Genomic DNA, 21,564 nt, shown 5'->3' with positions numbered 1-21,564 from the left:
TGACGATCAGGTTCGGTGTGGGGTAATGTTTCCGCTCAGGATATCGCGATAAAGGGTTGCCATCTTTGTGCTGACAGCATCCCAGGTAAAGTGTTCCTGGACAGCGCGTTGACCCCGGCGTCCCAATTCTTTCCCCACTTCCGGATGGTCGAGAATGTGCTGGAGCGTTGCGGCCAGGGAGGCTGGGTCTCCCGCAGAGACCACCCCGCAAGAGGTTTCTGCAACGGTGCAGGCCAATCCAACTTCTTCTGTTACCACCACCGGGCAACCCATCTGCATGGCCTCAAGAATGACGTTGCCAAAATTTTCCGAATAGGATGCCAGGGCCAACACCCTGGCTTGACGCAGAAGTCCCCACTTCTGACGTTCGTCAACGGCGCCGATGAAATGTACGCGATTTGTCAGTTGCAACCCGGCGATCAACGGATCCAGATGGCGCCGATACCCATCTTCATCGTTGCCCGCAATCACCAGAACGCCCCCCTGAATGGCAGGAAGGGCCTTGATCAGACGGTCCAAACCCTTTTTCCAATGGACACGTCCCAGAAACAGGATAAACCCACGCTCCGCTGCCAGAAGGGCGGGAGGGAGGCGTTCGGGATCCAAATCCTGTGGCAGGTCAGGAGGATCAAGGCCATTGGGGATGACATGGCAAGGGGCAGTTGCCAACCCCAGTCGGGTCAGATCTTCCGCCTCCCGGCGTGTGGTCAGGTGCAGGGCAGCAGCCCGGGTCAGGGTGCGCTGTTCCACCAGATGAATCCACAGGGTTTTGAGCAGGCGGTTACGGCGGTGAATCAACTCCGGCACCAACATGCCCCGTGGAGAAACGATGTAGGGGAGTCCGGCCTGACCGGCCAACCGGGACGCTGCCCAGGTGGACCAGAGAAAAACACCGTGCAGATGCAGGATGTCAAAGTGAACGAGCTGCTCGCGCAAAGCGACCAGCAGGCCAGGATAGCGGTAGAGGCGGCGGGGCCAGCCCGGTGGATCGTATCGCACCATGACTCCGTCCAGATCGACCGGGGAGGCCAGCGGCACATCCAATTCGCCGGGGCCATCCAGACTGGAGGTGAAAACGTGGACATCGTGACCTTGCCGTGCCAAGCCACGGCAGAGACCATGGACGGATCGAATCGGGCCACCGTAGCGCCAGGCGGGAACATATGTCGGCACGATGTGCAAAATGCGAAGCCGGGCCGGGTTGAAACCGGGCGATAGAGGCTTCATGGCCCCGGCCTTGTCAGCAGTTCTTGCAGCACTTTATGCCAGCCATCCAGGATCACGCGCCGGCTGAAATGTTGCTGGTAGACAATGAAGGCGTTGTGTTGCCAACGTGCCATTTGTTCGGGATGGTGCGCCATCTCCTGGAGGCGGACGACCGCCTTGTCGATCGACTGCGAGTCCAACCTGAGTCCGATGTCAAAGGCCTCGATCCATTGGCCGATGGCGGAGTTTGCCGAGCCGGCATAGAGGAGGGGACGCCCGGTGGCCAGGGAGCCAAAAAATTTGGAGGGCACCACGATACCATCCCAAGCGGAGCGCAGACTCAACAGATGGATGTCCGCTGCCGCCAGACGCTGGGCCAACTCCGACTCATGCACGAAAGGGGCGAATGAGATATTGGTGTCTTCGGGTTGGACAGCTGCCTGGAGGGAAGCCAGGCGATGGCCTCGGCAGGAAAAGACCAAACGAATGTCAGGATGGCTGTCACGCAACCGGCGCATCAACGCCAAAAAAAGGTCAAAGTCATGCGCACGCCCCATGCTGCCGGAGTAGAGAAGAGCCAACCGGCAATCGGCGCCAAAAAGCCGCGCCCGGATCCCAGGGTCAGGGTGATCTACCCCTCCGGGCTCCACCAGGGACCAGGGGGTCAGGGTGCATGACCGCCCTTGCGGACCGTAAGTTGCCAGGCGTTGACGCATGCAGGGACCGATATCGACCAGTAGATCCGCCAGACGATAGAGTGGACCGATCAAATGTCGGAATCCTCTGGCCAAGGTGGCCAACGCGCCCCCCGGCTGGTCGGCGGCAATGGCCTCCGGGTAGAGGTCAAAACACCACCAGGCAATGCGGCTGCGTGGCGACACCAACTTGAGGAGGGGAAACAACAGTTGAGAAAACTGTGGATCCGTTCCAATTAAAAATATATCTGCTTTGGGGGCGCCCATGACGCGCCCTGTCCAGCCGAGCATCATCCACAAAGCATTCAAAAGGCGCAGGAGATACCCACCCTGTTCAAGTCCGAACCGGGGGGTGCGGATGATATGGACACCCTCCCAGGTTTCTGTTTTCGGACCGATACGACGTTTGGGGTCACTCCAGGAACGGTTGCTGGTATGCACCGTGACTTCCCAGCCATTTGCCCGCAGGTCTTTTGCCAGATCACTGAACAGCCGGGCGCTGACCACGTCGTCTGGATAAAAAAAGTGATAGAACAGCGTGATTTTTCCGGGGGGGGGTTGCAGGTATTTCGTATCAGGGTGCATGTTTCCTGCGTGGGGTTGCCAAAACGGTTGACGAATAAGGGAGTCTGTTCAGCACCCACCCAAAAAACGATTAAAAGACTGGGATGGAGGTCCAGGAGGAAGGACTGCGCCCTTCCTCCTGGTGGGGTTCGAGGCAAAGCCCTGACAAAGGCTTTCATATCCAAGCCTTTCTTGAAGGGGCGATGACTGATCGCCTCCACTCTACCCCTGAGTGACAAGTCGGGTCAACGCCGATGGTATCTCAACGGGTTCATTCAGATGGGTAGCCACAGGCGATCAACAGGGGAAGCATGTGCCGGGGTGGGGGGGCAACGACGTTGATCGGTTTTTGGTTGGTGTAGAGCGGCATGGTGATGGAGCGGGCATGCAGTTGCAAAAAGGGTGAGCCACTGCCGGCGGCCAGCCTGAGACCATAGAGAGGATCACCCACGACGGGGCAGCCCATGTGGGCGCAATGGACACGAATTTGGTGAGTCCGACCGCTGCGTGGGCGCAACTCCAACCAGGAGAGGGCGCCAAATGTTCCCAAAACCCGGAAATCCGTATGGGCTGAATGTCCATCGGGGTGGACCTCCATGCGCCCATTTTGGGAAGGTGTTTTTCGGCTCTTCTCCGGACAGGGACGCAACGGAGCATCCAAATGTCCGGATGGTGTCGCTGGAATCCCAGACACCAAAGCCCAATAGCACTTGTCGACCTGGCCGTTGGCGAACAGTGTTCCCAGACGGCGCAATGCCCGGTGATGGCGTCCCAGGACAAGACACCCGCTTGTAAGCCGGTCCAGGCGATGGGCCAACTCCGGCGCTGTTTTTGGACCAACATCTGGCGCGCGAACGTACTCTCCAAGGTGAGGCCCGCCGCCCGGACCTTGATGAACAGGGATTCCAGCCGGTTTGTCGATCACCAGCACCCAGTCATCCTGGAACAGAATCAGATCCTGCAACCCGACTGGATTCAGGAGGTTTTCCGGGGTGGGACGTTTCTGTCGGCGTAAGTGCATGAAGTTCGATTTGGTCATGGGTGGAGACTGTGCTTTATTACACACGGGCAAACCATGAATGTAAACCTGGAAATTCAGGCTTGATTCTGGCAGACTGAAAAAGATAGGATCGGACGCTCTTTTCTTTTCTTGTAAAGAGTGCTGAATCGTTACAAGGTTTCTTTGTTTGCGGGGAGGAGGTTGCAACCCTCATGAAGTTTGGCGATGGAGCATCGGAAGATTCAGAGGATTCCGGAGAGACCCGGGTCGTCCCGACATCTAGCCTGTCTCAGGGGAGCAAACTGGGCGCAGAGGGATTGAAGATTCCTCCCTCCGCTGTCCTTCCCGAGGATGATGATGGCGCAACTGTACAAGCTCTCCCACAAATTTTGGGAAGATCCGAGTCGCCCGCCGTTTCTAATGCTGATGACGGCGCAACGGTACAGATCCTTCCACAAACTATGGGAAGGTCCGAGGCGCCTGCTGCTTCCATCGATGATGATGGCGCAACGGTACAAACCTTTCCACAAACCCTGGGAAGGTCCGGGGCGCCTGCTGTTTCCGACGCTGATGATGGCGCGACGGTACAAACCTTTCCACAAACTTTGGGTAGGTCCGGGGTGCCTGCCGTTTCCAATGCTGACGATGGCGCGACGGTGCAGGTTATGGCCATGCCGGCTGGCCGGGTGACGCAAGCGGCAACTGGAGGGGTCGATTACGGCATCTCCAACCAGACGGCGCCCACCGTCGGTGCCGCAGGTCAAGAAGAGGTGAAATCTCGGGCGGGATCGCCTCTGGAAAACGGCGATGCACTTCCCATCGGCCATATGCTCATGTGGTACAAGATCGAGAAAGTTCTCGGGCAGGGTGGGTTTGGACTGACCTACAAAGCGCATGACACCCGTCTGGACAATTATGTTGCCATCAAGGAGTTTCTGCCAACGCAGTTGGCTGTGCGCCGCTCGGACAAGACAATCCAGCCCAAGTCGCCCCAACATGAAGAGTTGTTCGTCAAAGGACGCAATCGGTTTCTGGATGAGGCGCGTACCCTGGCAAAATTCAAACACCCCAGCCTGGTGCGGGTAGCCACTTTCTTTGAGGAGAACAACACGGCCTACATGGCCATGGAGTATGAGGATGGCGAGTCTTTGTCGGCTGTTTTGAAAAAGAAAAGGGTGCTGGACGAGAAAGAGTTGCTGACCGTCGTCATCCCGTTGTTGAGGGGGTTGAGCGTTCTGCACGAAGCCAGCATCATCCACCGGGATATCAAACCCGATAACATCTTCATACGCCACAAGGATGGGTCACCGGTTTTGCTGGATTTTGGTTCGGCGCGTAAGACCGAAGATGGTGGAGGGGGAGGGCACATGACTGCCATGCTGACCCCCAATTATGCCCCCATGGAGCAGTATTTCGAGGACGCCAGCCGCCAGGGACCATGGACGGACATCTATGCGATGGGCGCCGTCATGTATCGTTCCATCGGTGGACGCAAGCCCATTGGTGCGCCGCAGCGCAGCAGCGCCATTATGAGAAATCAACCGGATCCTCTTGTTCCGGCAGTTGAGATTGGCAAGGGAAGCTACTCGGAGTCCCTCCTGCAAGCTGTTGATCTTGCTCTTAAAGTTGTCGAGACCGACCGCCCGAAGACCATCCATGCCTGGTTGGCTACCGTCAAGGTGAGTCAGGAGGAGGGCGGGGAGCAGTCCGCCACCGAACTCCTTGGGCTTGACCTGGGCAAAATGCCAACCAAAACACGCGCCGTTCTGGGTGCGCTTGCGGCCATTGTTTTGCTGGGAATCGGTTCCACGTTCTGGGCACTGACAAGAGAGAGTGGCCCCCGTGTCCTCACTGCCCGGGAGGTTCTCGTTGAAAAGCTGGAGCAAAACCGTTCCGCTGCCGCGTCCGGGAACCCGGAGGCCATGTTTCGGCTGGCCGAAGCCTACGAGAAGGGAGATGGCGTAGAAAAAAACTTGTCCACCAGCATGGATTGGTTGCACAAGGCCGCCGAAAAGGATTGGGCCGAGGCCCAGTATCTTCTGGGTATGGCACATCTTTCCGGGTCTGGTGTACCCAAGGATGCGAAGGAGGCGGCTCGCTGGCTTGCAAAGGCGGCGCGAAGTGGTTCGGTTCAGGGGCAGTACCAGTATGCCTACGTTTTGCAGAATGGTGTTGGGGTTGCTGCCAATCCTCAAGAGGCCATGGCTTGGTATCTGAAAGCAGCCGGGGGTGGACAGCCGCAAGCCCAGTTGCAGGTAGCCAACAGCATCATCTCCCGCAAGGGAACTCCCGATGATGATCGTAACGCTTTTATTCTGTTCCTCAAGGCAGCCGAGCAAGGGGTGGGTGAGGCTCAATTGCAGGCGGGCATCATGTTTGAGACAGGCCGTGGAACACAGGTTGATCAGGAGAAGGCGAACCTGTACTACCGGAAAGCAGCTGCTTTGGGCATCCTGGACGCACAAATTCGTCTGGCCAACCGGTTGCGGGAAGGGATTGGCGAGCCACGTAATCTGGCCGATGCCTTTCAACTCTACCTGGAGGCAGCCAACAGAGGAGATCTGGAGTCCCAGATTTGGGTCGCCGAGGCCTATGCCAAAGGCCATGGTGTCAATATGGACCAGATGTTGGCCAGAAACTGGTTGACCAAAGCTGCGGAAGGGGGGTACGTGCAAGCCCAGTATTTGCTTGGCGAAAAATTCATGAAGGGGGATGGCGTCTCGCCTGACCCGGAAACGTCTGCCAAGTGGTACTATCTCGCGGCGCAAAAAGGTCATGTGCAGGCGCAAACCCGGTATGCCATCCAAAAAAAACTTGGTATGGGAGTTTCTCGTGATTTGCCGGAGGCCATGGCCTGGTTCGCAAAATCCGCCGAAAAAGGGGATCCGCAGGCGCAAAACCAGCTTGCCAGCATGTACGAAAAAGGTGAGGGGACGGCTGTTGACGCTGCCAAGGCTGTTTATTGGTTTCAGAAGGCTGCTGAACAGGGTTTGAGTTCGGCGCAAAACAGCATGGGCTGGATGTACGAGGAGGGTCGCGGTGTCGAAAAAAATCTGGCCACGGCGGCGAAATGGTACCTGAAGGCGGCCATGCAGGGGGAGATTCGCGCTCAAAACAGTTTGGGGTGGATGTATGAGGAGGGACGCGGCGTTGGGAGGGATCCCATCCGCGCCTTTGCCTGGTACAGTTTGGCATCCCTCAAGGATGACAAGGACGCCCTGCGCAATCTGGAACTGATCAGCAAAACCCTGAGCCAGGAACAGCGCCTCAAGGGTCAGGAACTGGCGCGTGAGTGGCTCAAGGCGGCTGGTTCACCTGGCAAGGAGAAGTGATCCGAAACCATTTGGCAAGGCGGCTGGTTCACTTGGCAAGGAGAAGTGATCCGAAACCATTTGGCAAGGCGGCTGGTTCACCTGGCAAGGAGAAGTGATCCGAAACCATTTGGCAAGGCGGCTGGTTCACCTGGCAAGGAGAAGTGATCCGAAACCATTTGGCCATGATCATTGTTTCAGCCACGCCACGAAAGCCCAACGAACCGGCTTATCAAGCAGCGGCAAGAGTGCGTCAGCTCATTGGCCCTGCAGGGCTTTCATCATGTCATTGTAGCCTTTGAGGGCTTGAACGCCTTCCTCAACAGAGCTGGCGGGCTTTTCCTTGGCGGCGGCTGCGGTGGTGGGCGCACCCGATTCTGCGGCTGTCGCTGCCTTCGTGGCTACCGCCTGGGTCACAGGCGCAGCTTTGACAGGATCGACAGGGTTAAGCACGTCAAGCCATTGACGAACGTCACGCCCGGCGATCAACACCTTGTCGGCGTGAATGGTCCGAATCTTGGCGCCGGTATCGCCGAAGTCATCGCCTTCTCGATACAAACGCCCATCGATGACGGCAAAGCGGTTCTCTCCAGCGACATAGGCCATGGAAATGATTCTTTCCCGATAATCCTCATTCGTTTGGTTGAGGATACGCTCAGACTGTTCCAAGGCCTGAAGGGAGAAGCCGACCAGTTTCAGGTTGACGTCGCCAGCGGCGACCTGCTTTGGATTGTGCAGTTGGCTGAGTCTGGGTTGCAGCTGGCCGATTCTGGCCCGAAGCACCTCATCTATATTGGGAACCTTTGCCGCCTCGTCCTCACTTTTCGGGGCCACCATGGCCTCGGTTTTCTCACCGGAGAGATCTTCCCCCAGGGCGACTCTATACCCCTGCTGAGCGGCAACACCGGCACAGGAGAAACCGAGAAGGATGACCGATACCAGACCGAAGGAGTTGTTTTTCATATGCTTTACCCAACCAGATGCGCTTTCGGGGGACCAGGACCATCCTGACGCCACCACTTGAAGGAAAAGATGACAGACGGGCCTGATGGCCAGAGATGAGCAAGACGTTCAGACACGCTTCTTGGCGACCAGATACTCTCCCTTTATGGTCATGATGACCTGTGCTCCCTGGGGGGTGTCCTTGGAATCCGTACCGGCAACCTTCAAACTCTTGTTAGCCTTGATTAGCTTGTCAAATTCGTCGGAAATGTCAGTCAGGATTTCGATACGCTCCGGACTGAAGTAGTAGTCGTTCCCATGCATGATGTTGGCGATGACCAGGCGAAAGTCGTTGGCATCAAGGACGCGGGACACATTGTCGATTTTGAATGAAATCCAGTCCCCTTCCGAAGTGTCCCGGCTTTTTGCTTCCGCCAAGAAGACATCGACCTCCTTCATGAAGGATTTGTAGGTCGCGGCCTGACTCCGGTACCTCTCGATGGTGGCCTGATGTTCCTTGACAACAACCAAGCTCTTGTTGGCCTGGTTGTACTCACTGTATGAATCCATGGTCAGGGTCAGGACGTAAGGGAGTGCGCCGGCACCCAGGATGGACAACACGAACAGGACGATGCGATTGATCATGCGGATTCACTCCAGACAAACAAGCCACGCCCCGACATTATTCCGAGCTCGACGGGGCCTGAGATTGACGGGGCCTGAGATTGACGGTGCCCGAGCCTGACGAGAACCGCGTCTACCAGGAGGGCAGGGCAACCACGCGCTCAACTGGGTAACAGATAACCCCGCCATGCTAGCAAATTGCCGGTCACTTCTCCAGGTAAATTATCAATTATCGCTGACACGGCCACTCCCCAGTTAGGTCGTTCAGGTGGGGTTGCCGACTTCTGAGCCGGCAAGATCCGTGAGCATTTTTAATACCAACTCTGGTGAACCAAAGGGTGCCATTGTGTCGGGGTTTCGGCTTTTGGAAAGATTTAATTTCTGGTCTGAAAATTGCTGGGAGATTTAGGGGTTGCGGACCCGGGGCAGGCGAGCACGGCGTGGGTTTCATCGGAGAAACCTCTTGACATGGGGTGTCGTCCTGCCCTAGGATCAGCGAAAGGGATCTGCACTTGGGTATGGAGTGCGGCGGCTTCAGGCGACGGGATGCGTCCCGTTGTCTCGCCGTTCGTACCTCGGGTGGTGGGAGCTTTTCCTCCCATAGGTATCATTAAAAGGTCGGACAAACTAAGGAGACGTTCCAACATGTCGAACAAAAAAGAACATGGCTTTTCCATGGTCGAGTTGGCCATTGTGTTGGCGATCATTGCCCTGATCGTCGGCGCCGTGGCCGTGGGCAAGGATCTCCAGCGCAACGCGGAGTACAGAAAGATCGCTAACAAGTTTGTTGGTCAGTGGGCCCAGGCCTACAACCAGTACTACGAGCGGACGGGTGTCGTCATCGGTGACAGCTTCGACTCTCCGACGGGCGTCGTCGGTGGTAAGACCAGTGCGGCGGGGACCACCATGGGTGGATCGACCCTCGCCAACGAAATGATTCGCTTCGGTATCCGTCTGCCCCAGGGCAATGGTCGTGGCACCGACGAGACCAACTCCACGAAGTCGACCATCTACCGCTATCTCGACCAATCCGGTATTCCTCACCTCCTGACCATCGACTTCCGTTATACCTCTACCCAGGTTAACGGCATCGTCGGTAACTACATGTACCTCCAGAACGTGACCCCGAAACTGGGCTCCACCACCGACGCCATGATTGATGGTGTTGTCGAGTACAACGGCGGCTACTTCCGTGGCAGCGCCGACTGGGCTGATACTTCCAGCGCCACAGCCAGCAAGGCGGCGGAAGAAGCCAAGGAAATCGATGTGACGGCTGTTTGGAAGATGAACCAGTAATCGCTGCTTTTGCGAGCCTGGATGCGTGTGGAAACGGCCCTCTCGGGGGCCGTTTTCTTTTGCGGAAAGCCTCAGTACTTTCAGAGGGGTTATTTTTTTTGCCTTGTCTTCCGGCAGCGCCATGAGCGACGAATTTACCGAAAAATCCTTTTTTCTCTCAGCCTTTCACGGGACAACCCTCACTTTTGCCCTGTCGGGGGAGAGTCAGGTTGAGCCCGCAGCCATGGATCGTTTTCGCCATGTCCTGGAGGAGTTGATTGCCGCAGGCGCCCGTGTCTGGATTCTCTACCACGACACTCTGGAGATGGGTGCTGCACTGCATGAGTGGGTTGCCACAAAAAATCAGCCACCCCACAGTCGAAATACCCTTTCCCACACATTGCAAGACCTGTGTCAGGGGGAAAAGTCCATGGTGGTGACGGGGGTCGGTGGGCAGGGTATGGGAACATTCTGGGAACAGGTCGTATCACTGACAACCCGTTTTCGCGTTTCGCGGCTGGTCTTGCCACACTCTTGTGGAGGCGTGGCCGATCCCCAAGGTCGCATCATGAGTTACGTGAATTATCGTCTGTTGGGGCGCATGACACAAAACAATCACCCGGTCCTTGAACACATCCTTGCCCTGCTGAATGGCGGCGTCTCGGAAGTCAGTTTGTGCCGCCTGGCGGATGTCGGACAGGAACTTTTTACCTATCAGGGGAGTGGTACCTTTTTCTCCTGGCGTCATTATTGTCGTGTTCGTCCCCTCGTTTTGAATGACTTTCCCCGGGTGGAGGCGATCATTCGGCGCGGTGAACGCGAAGGGTATCTTTTGCGGCGTTCGGATGATGCTCTCCTCGACGTTCTTTTTGGAGGGTATGGGGCCTTTATCGGCGGTCGCCATCTGGCTGGTGTCTGCGGTTTGTTGCACGAACCCTACAAGGAGCATCACGCAGGTGAGATCGTCTCGCTCTACGCCATGACCCGCTTCAAGGGTGAAGGTGTCGGGGTTCATCTTGTGGCCAGAGCCAAACGGGATGCCCGGCGTATGGGGTTGCACTACCTTTTTGCCTGCGCCTGCCGTCCGGGAGTGGTGGACTTTTTTTGCCGTAACGGTTTTATCCCGGTTGCCCACGAGGATGTGCCTCCTGAAAAATGGCAAGGGTATGATAAAGAACGAAAAATGTCTATAAACTGTCTGCGGATGAATGTGCGGGAGCTTTGACTTGGAAGATGTGGTGATCATCGGAGCTGGCGTGATTGGGTGTGCCTGTGCCATGCGGCTTTTGCAGGCCGGTTTTTCAGTCACCCTGCTGGAAAAATCCCTTCCCGGCGCTGAATCCTCGGCGGCGGCAGCTGGCATCCTGGGCGCCCAGTCCGAAGTTTCAGGCACCGGCCCCTTCCTCGAACTCTGTCTGGCCAGCCGGAAATTGTTCCCGGACTTTGCCAGGGAAATTCATGAGATATCGGGCATATCCGTTGGATATGAAACATCTGGCGTCCTGGAAGTGGCCCTGGATCCGGGTGAAGGGCGTCTGGCCGCAGGACGCGCCCAGTGGATGCTCGACCAGGGTTTGCGTGTCGAACTCCTGGATCGTGCCGAGGCCCGGAAACTGGAACCAGCCTTGACACCTCATCTGATCGGGGCCAACTACTATCCCGATGATCACCAGGTGGATCCCGTTGCGCTCTCCCGTGCCCTGGCAGCGACAGTTGCCAGGCTCGGTGGGCGGTTTCGGGGAGGAATCAGGGTGCGGGGAGTTCAGGTGGAAGGGAAGAGGGTGGTCGCCGTTCAAGGGGATACCGAGTGCATACCGGCCTTTCATGTGGTGGTGGCGGGAGGGGCCTGGAGCACCCATCTGGCTGGCTTGCCTCCCTTGCGTACCACCGTCAAACCCATGGCTGGCCAGATTGTCCAGGTGGAGACCCGCCCTCCTCTGTTTCGCCATGTGGTCTATGGCTATAAGGGATACATAGTCCCCCGCCCCGATGGCCGTATTTTGCTGGGGTCCACCTTGGAGGACAGAGGATTTGACAAGGCAGTGACCGTGGCCGGATTGCAGCGCATTACCCATATGGCCGTGGAGTTGGTTCCGGGGTTGGGGGAGGCGCGCCTTCTGGATACCTGGTCCGGATTGCGTCCCTCTCCCGCTGATGGTCTTCCCCTCCTCGGCGCCAGCCCGATCCAGGGGCTCTACCATGCGACAGGACACTATCGCAACGGCATTCTTTTGACACCGGTGACCGCCGAGGTGATCACCACCCTGGTAAGCGGTGGCGCACCCGCCTTGGATCTCTCTCCATTCTCCGCCGGAGCTTCCTGATGGATCATTTATTGATACCCGCCGATCAGGATCACGTCGAGAGGGAGCGGCGCAAAGCCAAACTTCTCAAACGGTCCCAGTGGTGGAAAAACGTCGTTGGCCAGGGGAAATGCGCCTACTGCGGTCAACGTACTCCCCCCCGCGAATTGACCATGGACCACGTCCGACCCCTGATTCGTGGGGGGTTTTCCACACGCGGCAACTGCGTTCCGGCCTGTCGGATGTGCAATGAGAGAAAACAGAATCTGCCAGCCGAAGATTGGAAAGCGCATCAGGAAGACGGTTGATGGGGTGACAGGGCCAAACGCCAACCTGGATCACGCTTTCCGAACCTGTCCTGTCAGCTTCAGCACGCCCCGCAACATGGGCAGGGTGAGAAACGTGGTGATGATGGCCATGAACATCATGGCTGAAAAACAGGAGTCGGAAATGATGCCAGCCTCCCGAAAAATGGCCAGGATCAAGACCTCCATCATCCCTTTGGTCTGCATGAGAATACCCAGCTTGATCGCCCCGGCCCAACTCTCTCCGATCCAACGCGCAGGGAAAGTGGTGCCGACGAATTTGCCCACGATCCCGACGACGGTCACAATCATGGTGATGGTGACCAAATGATCGGAGGTGACATCGAAGGAGGTGCGCATCCCCGTCAGGGCAAAGAAAAAGGGGAGCAGAACCACGACAGTCAGCGGTTCAAGACGATCGATCAGGGTTTGTTTATGGATCCGGGGCATGACGACACCGATGATGAATCCACCCAATGCGACATGGAGTCCAATCCACTCCGTGGCCAAGGCAGAGCCGAAGACCGAGATGCAAACCGTAATCAAACCGGTATCTCCCCGAATGCTCTCATGGGTCAAAGTACGCCGCAACATCGGCCCGATGACCAAAACCATGATCAGCAGATAGGGAACGATGGCCAGTGGCGCCCAGAATGATCCACTGAACTCCTGCCCACTGCTGGTCGCAGCGGCTAAAAAAACGGCTAAAATGGCCCAAAGGATGGCGTCGTTGACAGCGGCCATACCCAGAGTGATACGCCCCAGACGATGCTCCATCAATCCCGTTTCGCGCAAAATGGCGCCCAGAACCGGCAAAGCCGTCACTCCGCTACTCAGACCAATGGCAATGGTGAAGTACCAGCGGGTGGCGTTTGGGCCCATGCTTTCCGGGAAATGCTCGGCCACGAAGGCTCCGGCCAGCCCCCCTATCAGGCAAGGTACAAGAAAACTGAACAAACTGACAAAGGCAAAGCGTTTTCCAAGCAATTTCAATTCGGTGGAGTCAAGGTGCAGGCCCGTCAGAAAAGTGAACAAAACAATGGCCAACCATGCAGGACCGGTGAGTCCCTTGATGGCGTCGTTGGCAAACAGAGTCGCCCACGTCTCTGGGGCCACGCTACCCAGGACCGAAGGCCCCATAGCCACGCCGAGCAGAATTTGCAGCACAACCAATGGCACCATGCCATGCACACCCGGCAGTCGCCACACCACATAAGGCAACCCGATCACCAGGAGAGACTGGGTAAAAAATACGGCGCTTGTGGTCATATCGCCTCAACTGAATACAACAACACACCTCGCAGGGTACCCTGCCCGGCAGTAACAAGAAAATACTGAAAACAATAGCCCGTCAATCGATAGATGCTTCCTCCCCTGTGGCGTTGGGTTCATAGAAGATAAATCCGTTGCGATTGTGATCTTTTGCCTGGTACATGGCCTGATCGGCTTTTTTGAGCAGGGTAACGGGGTCACGTCCGTGTTCAGGGTGGAGCGAGATGCCGATGCTGGCTCCGACATGACACGGCTGGCCCTTGATCAAAACCGGTTTGCGAATTTGTTCGATGATCCTTTCCACCACACGGACGATGTCGTCGCGACGGGAGGGTTCTTGCAATATCAGGGTGAATTCATCTCCCCCCAACCTGGCGACCGTATCTCCCTCCCGCAGGCAGGAACAGATACGTTTGGCGACTTCGACCAACAACTGGTCGCCCGCTTCGTGACCCATGGTATCGTTGACTTGCTTGAAGTGGTCCAGATCCATGAAAAGAACGGCCAAAGATCTCCCCTCGCGACGGACCTGGGCGAGCGACCGCTGCAAAAGCTCCTGGAAAAAAAGCCTGTTGGGAAGACCTGTCAGGGGGTCATGATGGGCTTTCTGGCGCAATTTCTCTTCAGCATTTCTGAGATGCTCCTCGATTTGCCGTCGTTCGATGATGCCTGCCAAAGTGTTGGCAATGGTGGTCAAAAAGGCATCTTCCTCAGGGTTTCGCGGGTAACCATCCGGAATGTAGAGATTCAAAACACCCAGTAACTTTCCTTTGGATAGAATGGGTACACAATAATGCCCATGCGGCTTCATGCCGGAGTAGGCGATCTCGTGATGTTCATCGATGTGGTTGACGAAAACAATCTGGCGTGTTTCAGCCGCACGACCGCACAGGCAACGCCCGATTGGAATGCGCCCGCAAGAATCCAGAAGTGGTTTGGCAAGATTTCTCTGGGCAGCCATGACCAGTTCGCCTGTGTCCAGATCTGTCAGAAAAATGGATCCTTCCGCAAGGATGGACAACCAGGAGACGGCAAGGATGATGTCCAGGGCAACCTCCAGTTGCCGGACAAGGGTGAGATCTTCCAAACCTGTTTCCAACAGGGCGCTGACGGCGATGCGGGAAATTTGACTGTGTAAACTTCGCTCCTCCTCGATTTTTCGATCGGTCACATCGCGGAAGACCACGACGGCGCCTGTCACGTCATCCCCATCGAAGAGGGGAGAACTGGCATATTCGATGGGAAAACTGGCGCCGTCCTTGCGCCAGAAAACCTCGTTCGTTGCCTTTCGGGTCTTCTTCTCCCTGATGGATGTGCAGACCTGGCATGTCTGGATTGGATGAGGCAGACCGTTTTGATGGGTGTGGTGAAGCAGTTCATGACTGTTTTGTCCCAGCATCTCCTCTTGAGACCAGCCGAGCATCTGCACCGCAGCGGCGTTGACAAACGTCATGTTTCCGTTCAAATCCACCCCGAAAATACCCTCTCCGACCGTGGAAAGGATCAATTCGGTTTGGTGTTGAACCTCACGTAACTTGGCATGGGCTTCCTGGCGCCTGGTCAGTTCTTGTTCGAGAAGGAGATAACTTTCGGATAACGCCCGGGTGCGCTCCTGGACTTGATTTTCCAAAACCCCCGACAACTTTTCCAGGCTTTTGTTCCGATCGGCAAGCATGGTATGCGACTCCAGGAGACGAGTACGCATCAGGTCGAGGGATTGGGCCAGGTTGCCCAATTCGTCCCTGCTTTCCAGGGAGATGGGGTGGGTGAGATCGCCATCCATCAGCGATGCTGTTTGCTGCTCCAACAAATGCACCGGTTTTCTGACGATACGATTGAAGACAATATTCACGGCCAGGAGCAAAGTCAGAAGTGCAAGGAGCATGTCCCAGGTCAGGGCTTCCATCTGGGAGGCAATGACGCTTTGTGCTTCAGATGTAGTCAAACCCAAAACGACACTGCCAATGGATTCCGTGGGATTGACAGGCGAGTGGATCTTTGCAAAAAAATATTGGGTGTCCGAGGTTTTTTGGCTGTTGGAGGTTCGTTCGGTTTGGATCTCCATCGCGCCGGATTGATTCAATAAACGAACAGAAGTAACCTGATTGTGACTTGCCGGAAAGCGATCCGATAAAGATTTTAAGACTGCCGTATTGTTGTCCATAAGAGGTTGGGCAACAAAAATTGCCGTCAAATCAGCCAAGGATTGTGCGTATTGATTCCATTGCAGCCAAAATCTATTTTGAACGCTGTTGCGTGAATCCCAATGAAAGAGCACGAGAATGATCGACATGACGACCATGCTGACAAAACCAATTTTGAGATCCAAACGCAACGTACGCCAAAAAAGCATCATGGACTGAAAGCGATTTGCGTCTGGAATTTGTTGTTCTGACATCGTTGGCATCCCATTTTTTCCCAGACATCGCATGCCCATTCGCAAGTGCGTGGCAGGGGATATCGTGCGGTCACCCTGTCACCACCAGATCCACCCTTTCTCACGGCACATCACACCACACTCGACTTCCGGCCAAGAGTCAATGGAAGTGTTTGAACACAGGCGACTGCCACCCGCAAGCGTCATGGGTGCATGCGGAGGCTGAAAACACGGCGGACACCGGGACAGGAGAATCCCCGGGAGGTGTGATGGACCGGGGTTCCTGCCATGGGAAGAGAGGTCGAGGTGGTCTCTACTTCTTTTTTTTGTTAAGTTTTCGACGGAGAGCATCATTTCTTTCGGAGAGCTGTTTGACCTCCTCGGCCACTTTGCGCCCCAGTGCGGCGTGGCGGTTTACGACCTGTTCAAAGCCGGATGCCATCTTTCGGGCCACGGCATCGTTGCGGTCGGCGAGCTGTTTCACCTGCTCCGACACTTTGCGATTCAAAGCGGAATTGCGGTCAGCCAGTTGTGTCATGGCGTTACCCAGCTTGCGGTACAAGGCCTCATTGCGTTCCGAAAGTTGCTGGATACTCTCGTCCATTTTTTTCTCAAGCTTCTTCAGCCGCTTGCTCAACTCCTTGAGATCGTCGTCATCTTTTTTGTTTTCGTCACTGATTTCATTGTTTCTGATGTCTTTTTTGCCCATATCCACTCCTTTCGACGTTGGCCACGTTGGCCGGACTTGGTCCAGTGTGACAAAGTACCCACGTGGAATGCGTGCGCTTACTGTTTGCTGATACCGGTGGATCCGGTATGAAGTTCGCCCGACTTCGCACGTGCGAGCATGATATCGAGGGAAAATGGATTTGCAAACGGTCGATTCACTCCCCCTGAAAAAATAGGATGATTTCAGGGGGAGCGAGTCTCATTGTTCAGGATTCAGACATGGCCTGATAGATGATTTGCAGGGCGACATGTTCCAACTCTTCCAGGTGTTCGGAGAAAGAGTGAAACCGAAATCCCCAGCGGTAGCGCCACTGGGCTTGACTGATCTCGAGTTGCCGGGCGCGGGCGCGGCTGCTGGGTGGGCGCCCCAATCCAGTGCCCTGGCACTCTCGGCAAACGGCTGGCTCTGGATCATTGGCGAAGAAGAGGATTCCCTTCTCGACAGGCCTGTCAACTCCTTTGCAGAGTTTGCACAGGCGTGGCGCAAGTTTATCCAAGACGGCCATTTCCGCCAATTTTTGGACCGTTGTGGCCGAGCGATATTGCCACCCCTTGGTGGCAAAAAATTCTCTGGCCTCCATTCCGGCCCACCAAACCAGATCGCTGAGAAAACGCTCCTGGCCGCCATATTTCACTCGGAGAAACAGACTGGCGGTACGATTGTTTACCCGGGCAAGGGCCCAGGACACATCACTCCAACGCCACATCCAACCTGTCGATACGGCGCAAGTTGCATCCATGCCAGTGGATTGCAGGGACAGAAGCCGCAACGCAACCCTGGGACTCACGTTGACCTTCTTCTCGCTGGTTCTGTCACACCCGAGTTCCGGGGTGGAACAAGATTTGTTGCTCTTGCTAGCCATAACTAAGAAACCTCTCTCGCCCTTGACCGCTGTGGTGCATGACCAAGACTCACGAACGCTGGACACCATGACCATAACCCGCAACAGACGCTTCCCCAACATCTCCAGGATATTGGCACATTCTGCCGGGTGTATTTTTCGGATGCATTTCTGGAATGGTGTAAATTTTATCTCATATCCATGGCTTTCTCCTGGTTGTGGTTGTCCCTTCTGCCAAACGGCTACAAATCAGTCATCAAAATGGACCTCCGAACAAAATCTGCCCACGTTCCGGACTCTCCTGCGCGGCATTGGATAAAGCGGAAGTGATGTCATCGTGTTCTTGGATAAACATATATTTTGACGGTCGGACCGACCAGTTCACCCTTCCGGCGCCTCCTGTCCGTATAGGCTGGATGATATAAAAAAATATTGTTTATTAACAAGAATGCGCAAAATTTCCAAAGATTTTGGTGCATCGACCCCGTGCCAGATCCATGGCTGTGTGTAGGAATAAATTACAATCTCATGTGTTGCTGCAACAGCAGGATGTGCATATTGGATTATTGAAACAAAAACAAATACATAAGTATGAAAAAAACTGTTTACCTTGACGGGCGCATGCTTTGCATTGGCGTGCAATGAACATAAAATCCTCCTCGAAGCTGGTGGGATCATGAAGATTTTTGCAATAAACAGTAAAAACTTACAAATAGAAAAATATAGATAATAAATATCAATTGAAAGTAGCAAGCAGCTTGCATTGCGTCAAGAAAAAAATTTGTTGGTCTTAACCGAACGCTTCGGATACACTTTAAGGCATGGACACATTGCAAAAAAGATTGATCTGGGCTCGCGAAAAAGCCGGCATGAACAAATCGGAGTTGGCTCGCCGTATTGGCGTGAAGCCACAGTCGGTCATCCAGTGGGAGTCGGGTCGTACCGGGATCGCCAAACGGAATATCATGTCCGTCGCGGAAATCCTCCAGGTCTCCCCAGAGTGGCTCCAGTTTGGACGTACCGTTCTGGAAACTACAATGAAAAACCTGGCGCCCGGTCCCGCCACCTTGACGCGAGTCCCGCTCATCTCGTGGAAACAGGCTGGGGTGTGGATCGATATCGTGGATAACCTCCACACTCCCGGTGAAGTCGATCGTTGGATCGATACCACCCGCAAGGTGGGCAGTGCCTCTTTTGCCCTTCGGGTCGTCGGAGACAGTATGGAACCAAAAGTTCCCGAGGGGGCCATCATTGTCGTGGATCCCGAAAAAGATCCCATAAATAAATCCTACGTGGTCGCATGTCTGGATCATGAGGATGAAGCGACGTTCAAACAGTTGGTCATGGACGGCGGCACCAAATTTCTGAAACCCATCAACCCGCGCTACCCGGTCCTCAATCTCGAAGGGCGCGTGGTCAGGGTTTGTGGAGTGGTCCGACAGGTTTTGATCGATCTTGACTGAAAAAGATGACTGTTGACATGTTTTGTTGTCGACATCTGTCGATATTCGCTCATGCAAGATCATTATGGCGCCACGGATGTACATCATTTCATGTGTTGCGCTTGATTGAAATATCGCGCAACGTCTCATATTTTACTTTATGACGCCATGACGCCCCCAGCCAATCTCTATCGACTTGGCGCTATTTGATTTAGATTCTGCAACTGTTTTTCTGCCAAGGTCGCGACGCCTGGTGTATGTATCGGCAAAAAGCGGGTGTGCATAAGCTTTTTGTTATTGATTGCCTTGTGTGCGCAAAATCCTACAAAATTGTAAGGATGCGGCACTGAAGCGCACGTTTTTATAAAAATTTGTAAGTTTTAGACTGTTTGTGCATATGTTACCGATGTTTTTTCTTGTATTAGCCATAAAAAATAATTTGTTATTATATAAAATACTCATTTGCCGAACAAATTAAAAATGCTTGACAATTATTTGAGGTATATTGTTGCTTGAACTGTTTTTCTTGAGGAAAAAATAAAATTATCCTTATAAAACAATATGTTTATGACGTTTTGTGTGCGATATAAAAATGGGTGTCCACAATTTTTTTCGATAGCTCTTATGTCGTATTCAAACCAGGTCAACGTGCCATGCTCGTCTGACCTGGCGCAGAGTTAAGAGAAGCTTTTTGCCTGGTCATCAAAGATGAAGGTTGGACAAGCGAAACTGGAAGATACATAATCCAGAGATGGAGCAGGGTGGCCGGACGCCCATGTGGCAGCATGACTGCAAAGTTCCGTCACGGAAGATTCGCCACCTATCCGTCTCCGGGGTATTGGTTTTGGAACCGGTGGCGGGTGTCAGGTGTATTCGTCGCTTAAAAACCTTTCAAAAGAGTGGGAGAGTTCTCGATGGAAGAAGTCGTTGTCGTTGCTGCTGGCCGCACGGCCGTCGGAAATTTCATGGGCAGCTTGGCGTCCGTTCCTGCCCATGAGTTGGGCGCTACGGTGATCAAAGGTCTTCTGCAACGGAGTGGGTTGAAACCCGACCAGATTGACGAAGTGATCATGGGACAGATCCTCTCTGCGGACTGTGGCCCCAATACGGCCCGCCAGGCCGCCGTGGCTGCCGGAATTCCTTACGAAACCCCAGCTTTGACCGTCAACCGTTTGTGCGCAAGCGCCATGACCGCCGTCCATCTGGCAACCCAGGCCATCCGGCTCGGGGATGCACAAATCATCATTGCCGGTGGCCACGAAAGCATGACCCGCGCCCCGCATACCCTGGGCAACAACCGCGAAGGGGTAAAAATGGGCGAATGGACCATGAAAGACTCCCTGTTCCGTGATGCCCTGACCGATGTCTTCGGCAACTATCCCATGGGGATGACCGGAGAAAACGTCGCCAAGCAGTGGAAAATCAGCCGGGAAGAGCAGGACGTGTTGGCCCTCCGTTCTCACAACCGCGCCGAGGCGGCCCAAAAGACCGGTCGCTTCAAGGATGAGATCATCCCTGTGGTGATTCCGCAAAAGAAAAAAGATCCCATCGTTTTCGAAAATGACGAGTTTATCCGCTTCGGAGCGACGGCAGATTCCCTCGCCAAACTTCGCCCCGCCTTCGCCAAAGATGGTACCGTGACGGCTGGGAACGCCTCCGGCATCAACGATGGCGCCTCCGGCCTGATCCTGGCATCCCTCTCCAAGGCCAAAGAGTTGGGTCTCAAACCCATGGCCCGTATCGTTGCCTACGCTGTTGCAGGCCTCGACCCAGCCATCATGGGAGCTGGTCCCATCTTCGCGACGCGCAAGTGCCTCCAGAAAGCCGGTTGGAAAGTGGAAGATTTGCAATTGGTCGAAGCCAATGAGGCCTTTGCCGCGCAAGCCTGCGCCGTCAACAAGGATCTGGGTCTGAATCCCGAGATTGTCAACGTCAACGGCGGCGGCATCGCCCTGGGTCACCCTGTGGGTTCGTCTGGCGCCAGAATCATCGTGACCCTGATCTACGAGATGCAAAAGCGCAAACTCAAAAAAGGTCTGGCGACGCTTTGCGTCGGCGGTGGCATGGGCGCTGCCACAGCCATCGAGGTCTATTGAACTTTTGACGGGCGCTTCTCGCTGACACCCTTTTGACCCGCCATATGCCGGCCCGATCCCTTTTCCGGAGAAGGCCGGCTTTTCTTTTGATCGGACCGTCTGCCTCTACCTTGCCGCGACTGTTGCCAAATCCTTCATGTTGCTTGGTGTCAGCTGCCGACCGGGGCGGGGGTGTGGATATGTCGTTGAAAACTCACGCAGGAGCTTGCTCATGGGTCAATCCCAGGAAAAACGCCAATTTGAACGGATTCCCACCAATGAACCAGCCACCCTGATTTTTTCCGATGGACGTCGTATCCCGGGTGTCACCAGAGATATTGGCATGGGCGGGTATCTGTTTGTACCAGACCACCCCGATGTGCTTCCCAACTCTGGCGAAGCGTGCCGCATTGAGGTCGAAATCTTCTATGGCCGCTTTACCGATTTGCCCTGCACTGTGCTGCACGTCGGCAAGGATGGGATCGGTGTCAAAATTCAAAGGCACTACCCGGCGCCAGATGCGTGAAACATACCTGCCTGGCCTAGGGGCTCAACCGACATGATTTGAAGTGTTCACTTTTCGTGATTATTCCGCACTCTTT

Annotated in this window: 17 protein-coding genes; 8 read left to right on the top strand and 9 right to left on the bottom strand. The window is 55.1% G+C overall.

What is annotated here, in order from left to right; translation table 11 throughout:
* Positions 1 to 6: 6 nt before the first annotated feature.
* The 3 genes from HQL63_06065 to HQL63_06055 form a co-directional block, all read right to left on the bottom strand.
* Positions 7 to 1,227: a glycosyltransferase gene (locus HQL63_06065; protein MBF0176399.1), complete on the bottom strand. Its 1,221-nt coding sequence runs from the start codon at positions 1,225 to 1,227 to the stop codon at positions 7 to 9.
* On the bottom strand, positions 1,224 to 2,486 hold the full coding sequence (locus HQL63_06060) for a glycosyltransferase family 4 protein (protein MBF0176398.1): 1,263 nt from the start codon (positions 2,484 to 2,486) through the stop codon (positions 1,224 to 1,226). The genes HQL63_06065 and HQL63_06060 overlap by 4 nt, the downstream gene beginning before the upstream one ends.
* A gap of 250 nt (positions 2,487 to 2,736) precedes the next feature.
* The gene (locus tag HQL63_06055) at positions 2,737 to 3,486 is read right to left on the bottom strand and encodes an RNA pseudouridine synthase (GenBank protein ID MBF0176397.1); all 750 of its coding nucleotides are present in this window, start codon (positions 3,484 to 3,486) and stop codon (positions 2,737 to 2,739) included.
* 191 nt (positions 3,487 to 3,677) lie between these two features.
* Between HQL63_06055 and HQL63_06050 the strand changes: the two genes are divergently transcribed.
* A complete protein-coding gene (locus tag HQL63_06050; GenBank protein MBF0176396.1) occupies positions 3,678 to 6,797 on the top strand; it encodes an SEL1-like repeat protein in 3,120 nt (1,039 codons plus the stop codon).
* Positions 6,798 to 7,034: 237 nt separating this feature from the next.
* Here the strand turns inward: HQL63_06050 and HQL63_06045 are convergent, their stop codons facing one another.
* Positions 7,035 to 7,739: a hypothetical protein gene (locus HQL63_06045; protein MBF0176395.1), complete on the bottom strand. Its 705-nt coding sequence runs from the start codon at positions 7,737 to 7,739 to the stop codon at positions 7,035 to 7,037.
* Positions 7,740 to 7,847: 108 nt separating this feature from the next.
* On the bottom strand, positions 7,848 to 8,363 hold the full coding sequence (locus tag HQL63_06040) for a hypothetical protein (protein MBF0176394.1): 516 nt from the start codon (positions 8,361 to 8,363) through the stop codon (positions 7,848 to 7,850).
* Between the two features lie 624 nt (positions 8,364 to 8,987).
* Here HQL63_06040 and HQL63_06035 point away from each other — a divergent pair.
* The 4 genes from HQL63_06035 (at position 8,988) to HQL63_06020 (ending at position 12,228) form a co-directional block, all read left to right on the top strand.
* Positions 8,988 to 9,638, top strand: a complete 651-nt coding sequence (locus tag HQL63_06035) for a prepilin-type N-terminal cleavage/methylation domain-containing protein (GenBank protein MBF0176393.1) — start codon at positions 8,988 to 8,990, stop codon at positions 9,636 to 9,638.
* Between the two features lie 121 nt (positions 9,639 to 9,759).
* On the top strand, positions 9,760 to 10,842 hold the full coding sequence (locus HQL63_06030) for a GNAT family N-acetyltransferase (protein ID MBF0176392.1): 1,083 nt from the start codon (positions 9,760 to 9,762) through the stop codon (positions 10,840 to 10,842).
* The gene (thiO, locus tag HQL63_06025) at positions 10,826 to 11,941 is read left to right on the top strand and encodes a glycine oxidase ThiO (GenBank protein MBF0176391.1); all 1,116 of its coding nucleotides are present in this window, start codon (positions 10,826 to 10,828) and stop codon (positions 11,939 to 11,941) included. Before HQL63_06030 ends, thiO begins: the two co-directional genes overlap by 17 nt.
* The gene (locus HQL63_06020; GenBank protein MBF0176390.1) at positions 11,941 to 12,228 is read left to right on the top strand and encodes an HNH endonuclease; all 288 of its coding nucleotides are present in this window, start codon (positions 11,941 to 11,943) and stop codon (positions 12,226 to 12,228) included. The genes thiO and HQL63_06020 overlap by 1 nt, the downstream gene beginning before the upstream one ends.
* A 30-nt stretch (positions 12,229 to 12,258) precedes the next feature.
* Here the strand turns inward: HQL63_06020 and HQL63_06015 are convergent, their stop codons facing one another.
* The 4 genes from HQL63_06015 to HQL63_06000 form a co-directional block, all read right to left on the bottom strand.
* Positions 12,259 to 13,494: a cation:proton antiporter gene (locus HQL63_06015; protein ID MBF0176389.1), complete on the bottom strand. Its 1,236-nt coding sequence runs from the start codon at positions 13,492 to 13,494 to the stop codon at positions 12,259 to 12,261.
* 82 nt (positions 13,495 to 13,576) lie between these two features.
* Complete coding sequence (locus tag HQL63_06010; GenBank protein ID MBF0176388.1) at positions 13,577 to 15,904, bottom strand: diguanylate cyclase; 2,328 nt, start codon at positions 15,902 to 15,904, stop codon at positions 13,577 to 13,579.
* Between the two features lie 283 nt (positions 15,905 to 16,187).
* Positions 16,188 to 16,583, bottom strand: coding sequence for a hypothetical protein (locus HQL63_06005; protein MBF0176387.1), 396 nt, complete (start codon positions 16,581 to 16,583; stop codon positions 16,188 to 16,190).
* 226 nt (positions 16,584 to 16,809) lie between these two features.
* Positions 16,810 to 17,466, bottom strand: a complete 657-nt coding sequence (locus HQL63_06000; protein MBF0176386.1) for a hypothetical protein — start codon at positions 17,464 to 17,466, stop codon at positions 16,810 to 16,812.
* A gap of 800 nt (positions 17,467 to 18,266) precedes the next feature.
* On the opposite strand from HQL63_06000, the gene HQL63_05995 reads away from it, so the two are divergent.
* The 3 genes from HQL63_05995 (at position 18,267) to HQL63_05985 (ending at position 21,488) form a co-directional block, all read left to right on the top strand.
* Positions 18,267 to 18,908, top strand: a complete 642-nt coding sequence (locus HQL63_05995) for a helix-turn-helix domain-containing protein (protein MBF0176385.1) — start codon at positions 18,267 to 18,269, stop codon at positions 18,906 to 18,908.
* Between the two features lie 893 nt (positions 18,909 to 19,801).
* Complete coding sequence (locus tag HQL63_05990) at positions 19,802 to 20,983, top strand: acetyl-CoA C-acetyltransferase (GenBank protein ID MBF0176384.1); 1,182 nt, start codon at positions 19,802 to 19,804, stop codon at positions 20,981 to 20,983.
* Between the two features lie 211 nt (positions 20,984 to 21,194).
* A complete protein-coding gene (locus tag HQL63_05985) occupies positions 21,195 to 21,488 on the top strand; it encodes a PilZ domain-containing protein (GenBank protein ID MBF0176383.1) in 294 nt (97 codons plus the stop codon).
* Positions 21,489 to 21,564 lie beyond the last annotated feature (76 nt).

This window comes from Magnetococcales bacterium, from assembly GCA_015231175.1.
In the GTDB taxonomy this organism is placed as follows: Bacteria; Pseudomonadota; Magnetococcia; order Magnetococcales; family DC0425bin3; genus HA3dbin3.
The sequence above is the reverse complement of the archived record's forward strand: the minus strand, read 5'-3'. Positions and strand labels throughout refer to the sequence as shown.

Bases quoted from the DNA above. Each gene is read 5' to 3' on its own strand.
- HQL63_06065 (MBF0176399.1), bottom strand. From the start codon at position 1,227: ATGAAGCCTCTATCGCCCGGTTTCAACCCGGCCCGGCTTCGCATTTTG.
- HQL63_06060 (MBF0176398.1), bottom strand. From the start codon at position 2,486: ATGCACCCTGATACGAAATACCTGCAACCCCCCCCCGGAAAAATCACG.
- HQL63_06055 (MBF0176397.1), bottom strand. From the start codon at position 3,486: ATGCACTTACGCCGACAGAAACGTCCCACCCCGGAAAACCTCCTGAAT.
- HQL63_06050 (MBF0176396.1), top strand. From the start codon at position 3,678: ATGAAGTTTGGCGATGGAGCATCGGAAGATTCAGAGGATTCCGGAGAG.
- HQL63_06045 (MBF0176395.1), bottom strand. From the start codon at position 7,739: ATGAAAAACAACTCCTTCGGTCTGGTATCGGTCATCCTTCTCGGTTTC.
- HQL63_06040 (MBF0176394.1), bottom strand. From the start codon at position 8,363: ATGATCAATCGCATCGTCCTGTTCGTGTTGTCCATCCTGGGTGCCGGC.
- HQL63_06035 (MBF0176393.1), top strand. From the start codon at position 8,988: ATGTCGAACAAAAAAGAACATGGCTTTTCCATGGTCGAGTTGGCCATT.
- HQL63_06030 (MBF0176392.1), top strand. From the start codon at position 9,760: ATGAGCGACGAATTTACCGAAAAATCCTTTTTTCTCTCAGCCTTTCAC.
- thiO (MBF0176391.1), top strand. From the start codon at position 10,826: ATGTGCGGGAGCTTTGACTTGGAAGATGTGGTGATCATCGGAGCTGGC.
- HQL63_06020 (MBF0176390.1), top strand. From the start codon at position 11,941: ATGGATCATTTATTGATACCCGCCGATCAGGATCACGTCGAGAGGGAG.
- HQL63_06015 (MBF0176389.1), bottom strand. From the start codon at position 13,494: ATGACCACAAGCGCCGTATTTTTTACCCAGTCTCTCCTGGTGATCGGG.
- HQL63_06010 (MBF0176388.1), bottom strand. From the start codon at position 15,904: ATGCCAACGATGTCAGAACAACAAATTCCAGACGCAAATCGCTTTCAG.
- HQL63_06005 (MBF0176387.1), bottom strand. From the start codon at position 16,583: ATGGGCAAAAAAGACATCAGAAACAATGAAATCAGTGACGAAAACAAA.
- HQL63_06000 (MBF0176386.1), bottom strand. From the start codon at position 17,466: ATGGCTAGCAAGAGCAACAAATCTTGTTCCACCCCGGAACTCGGGTGT.
- HQL63_05995 (MBF0176385.1), top strand. From the start codon at position 18,267: ATGGACACATTGCAAAAAAGATTGATCTGGGCTCGCGAAAAAGCCGGC.
- HQL63_05990 (MBF0176384.1), top strand. From the start codon at position 19,802: ATGGAAGAAGTCGTTGTCGTTGCTGCTGGCCGCACGGCCGTCGGAAAT.
- HQL63_05985 (MBF0176383.1), top strand. From the start codon at position 21,195: ATGGGTCAATCCCAGGAAAAACGCCAATTTGAACGGATTCCCACCAAT.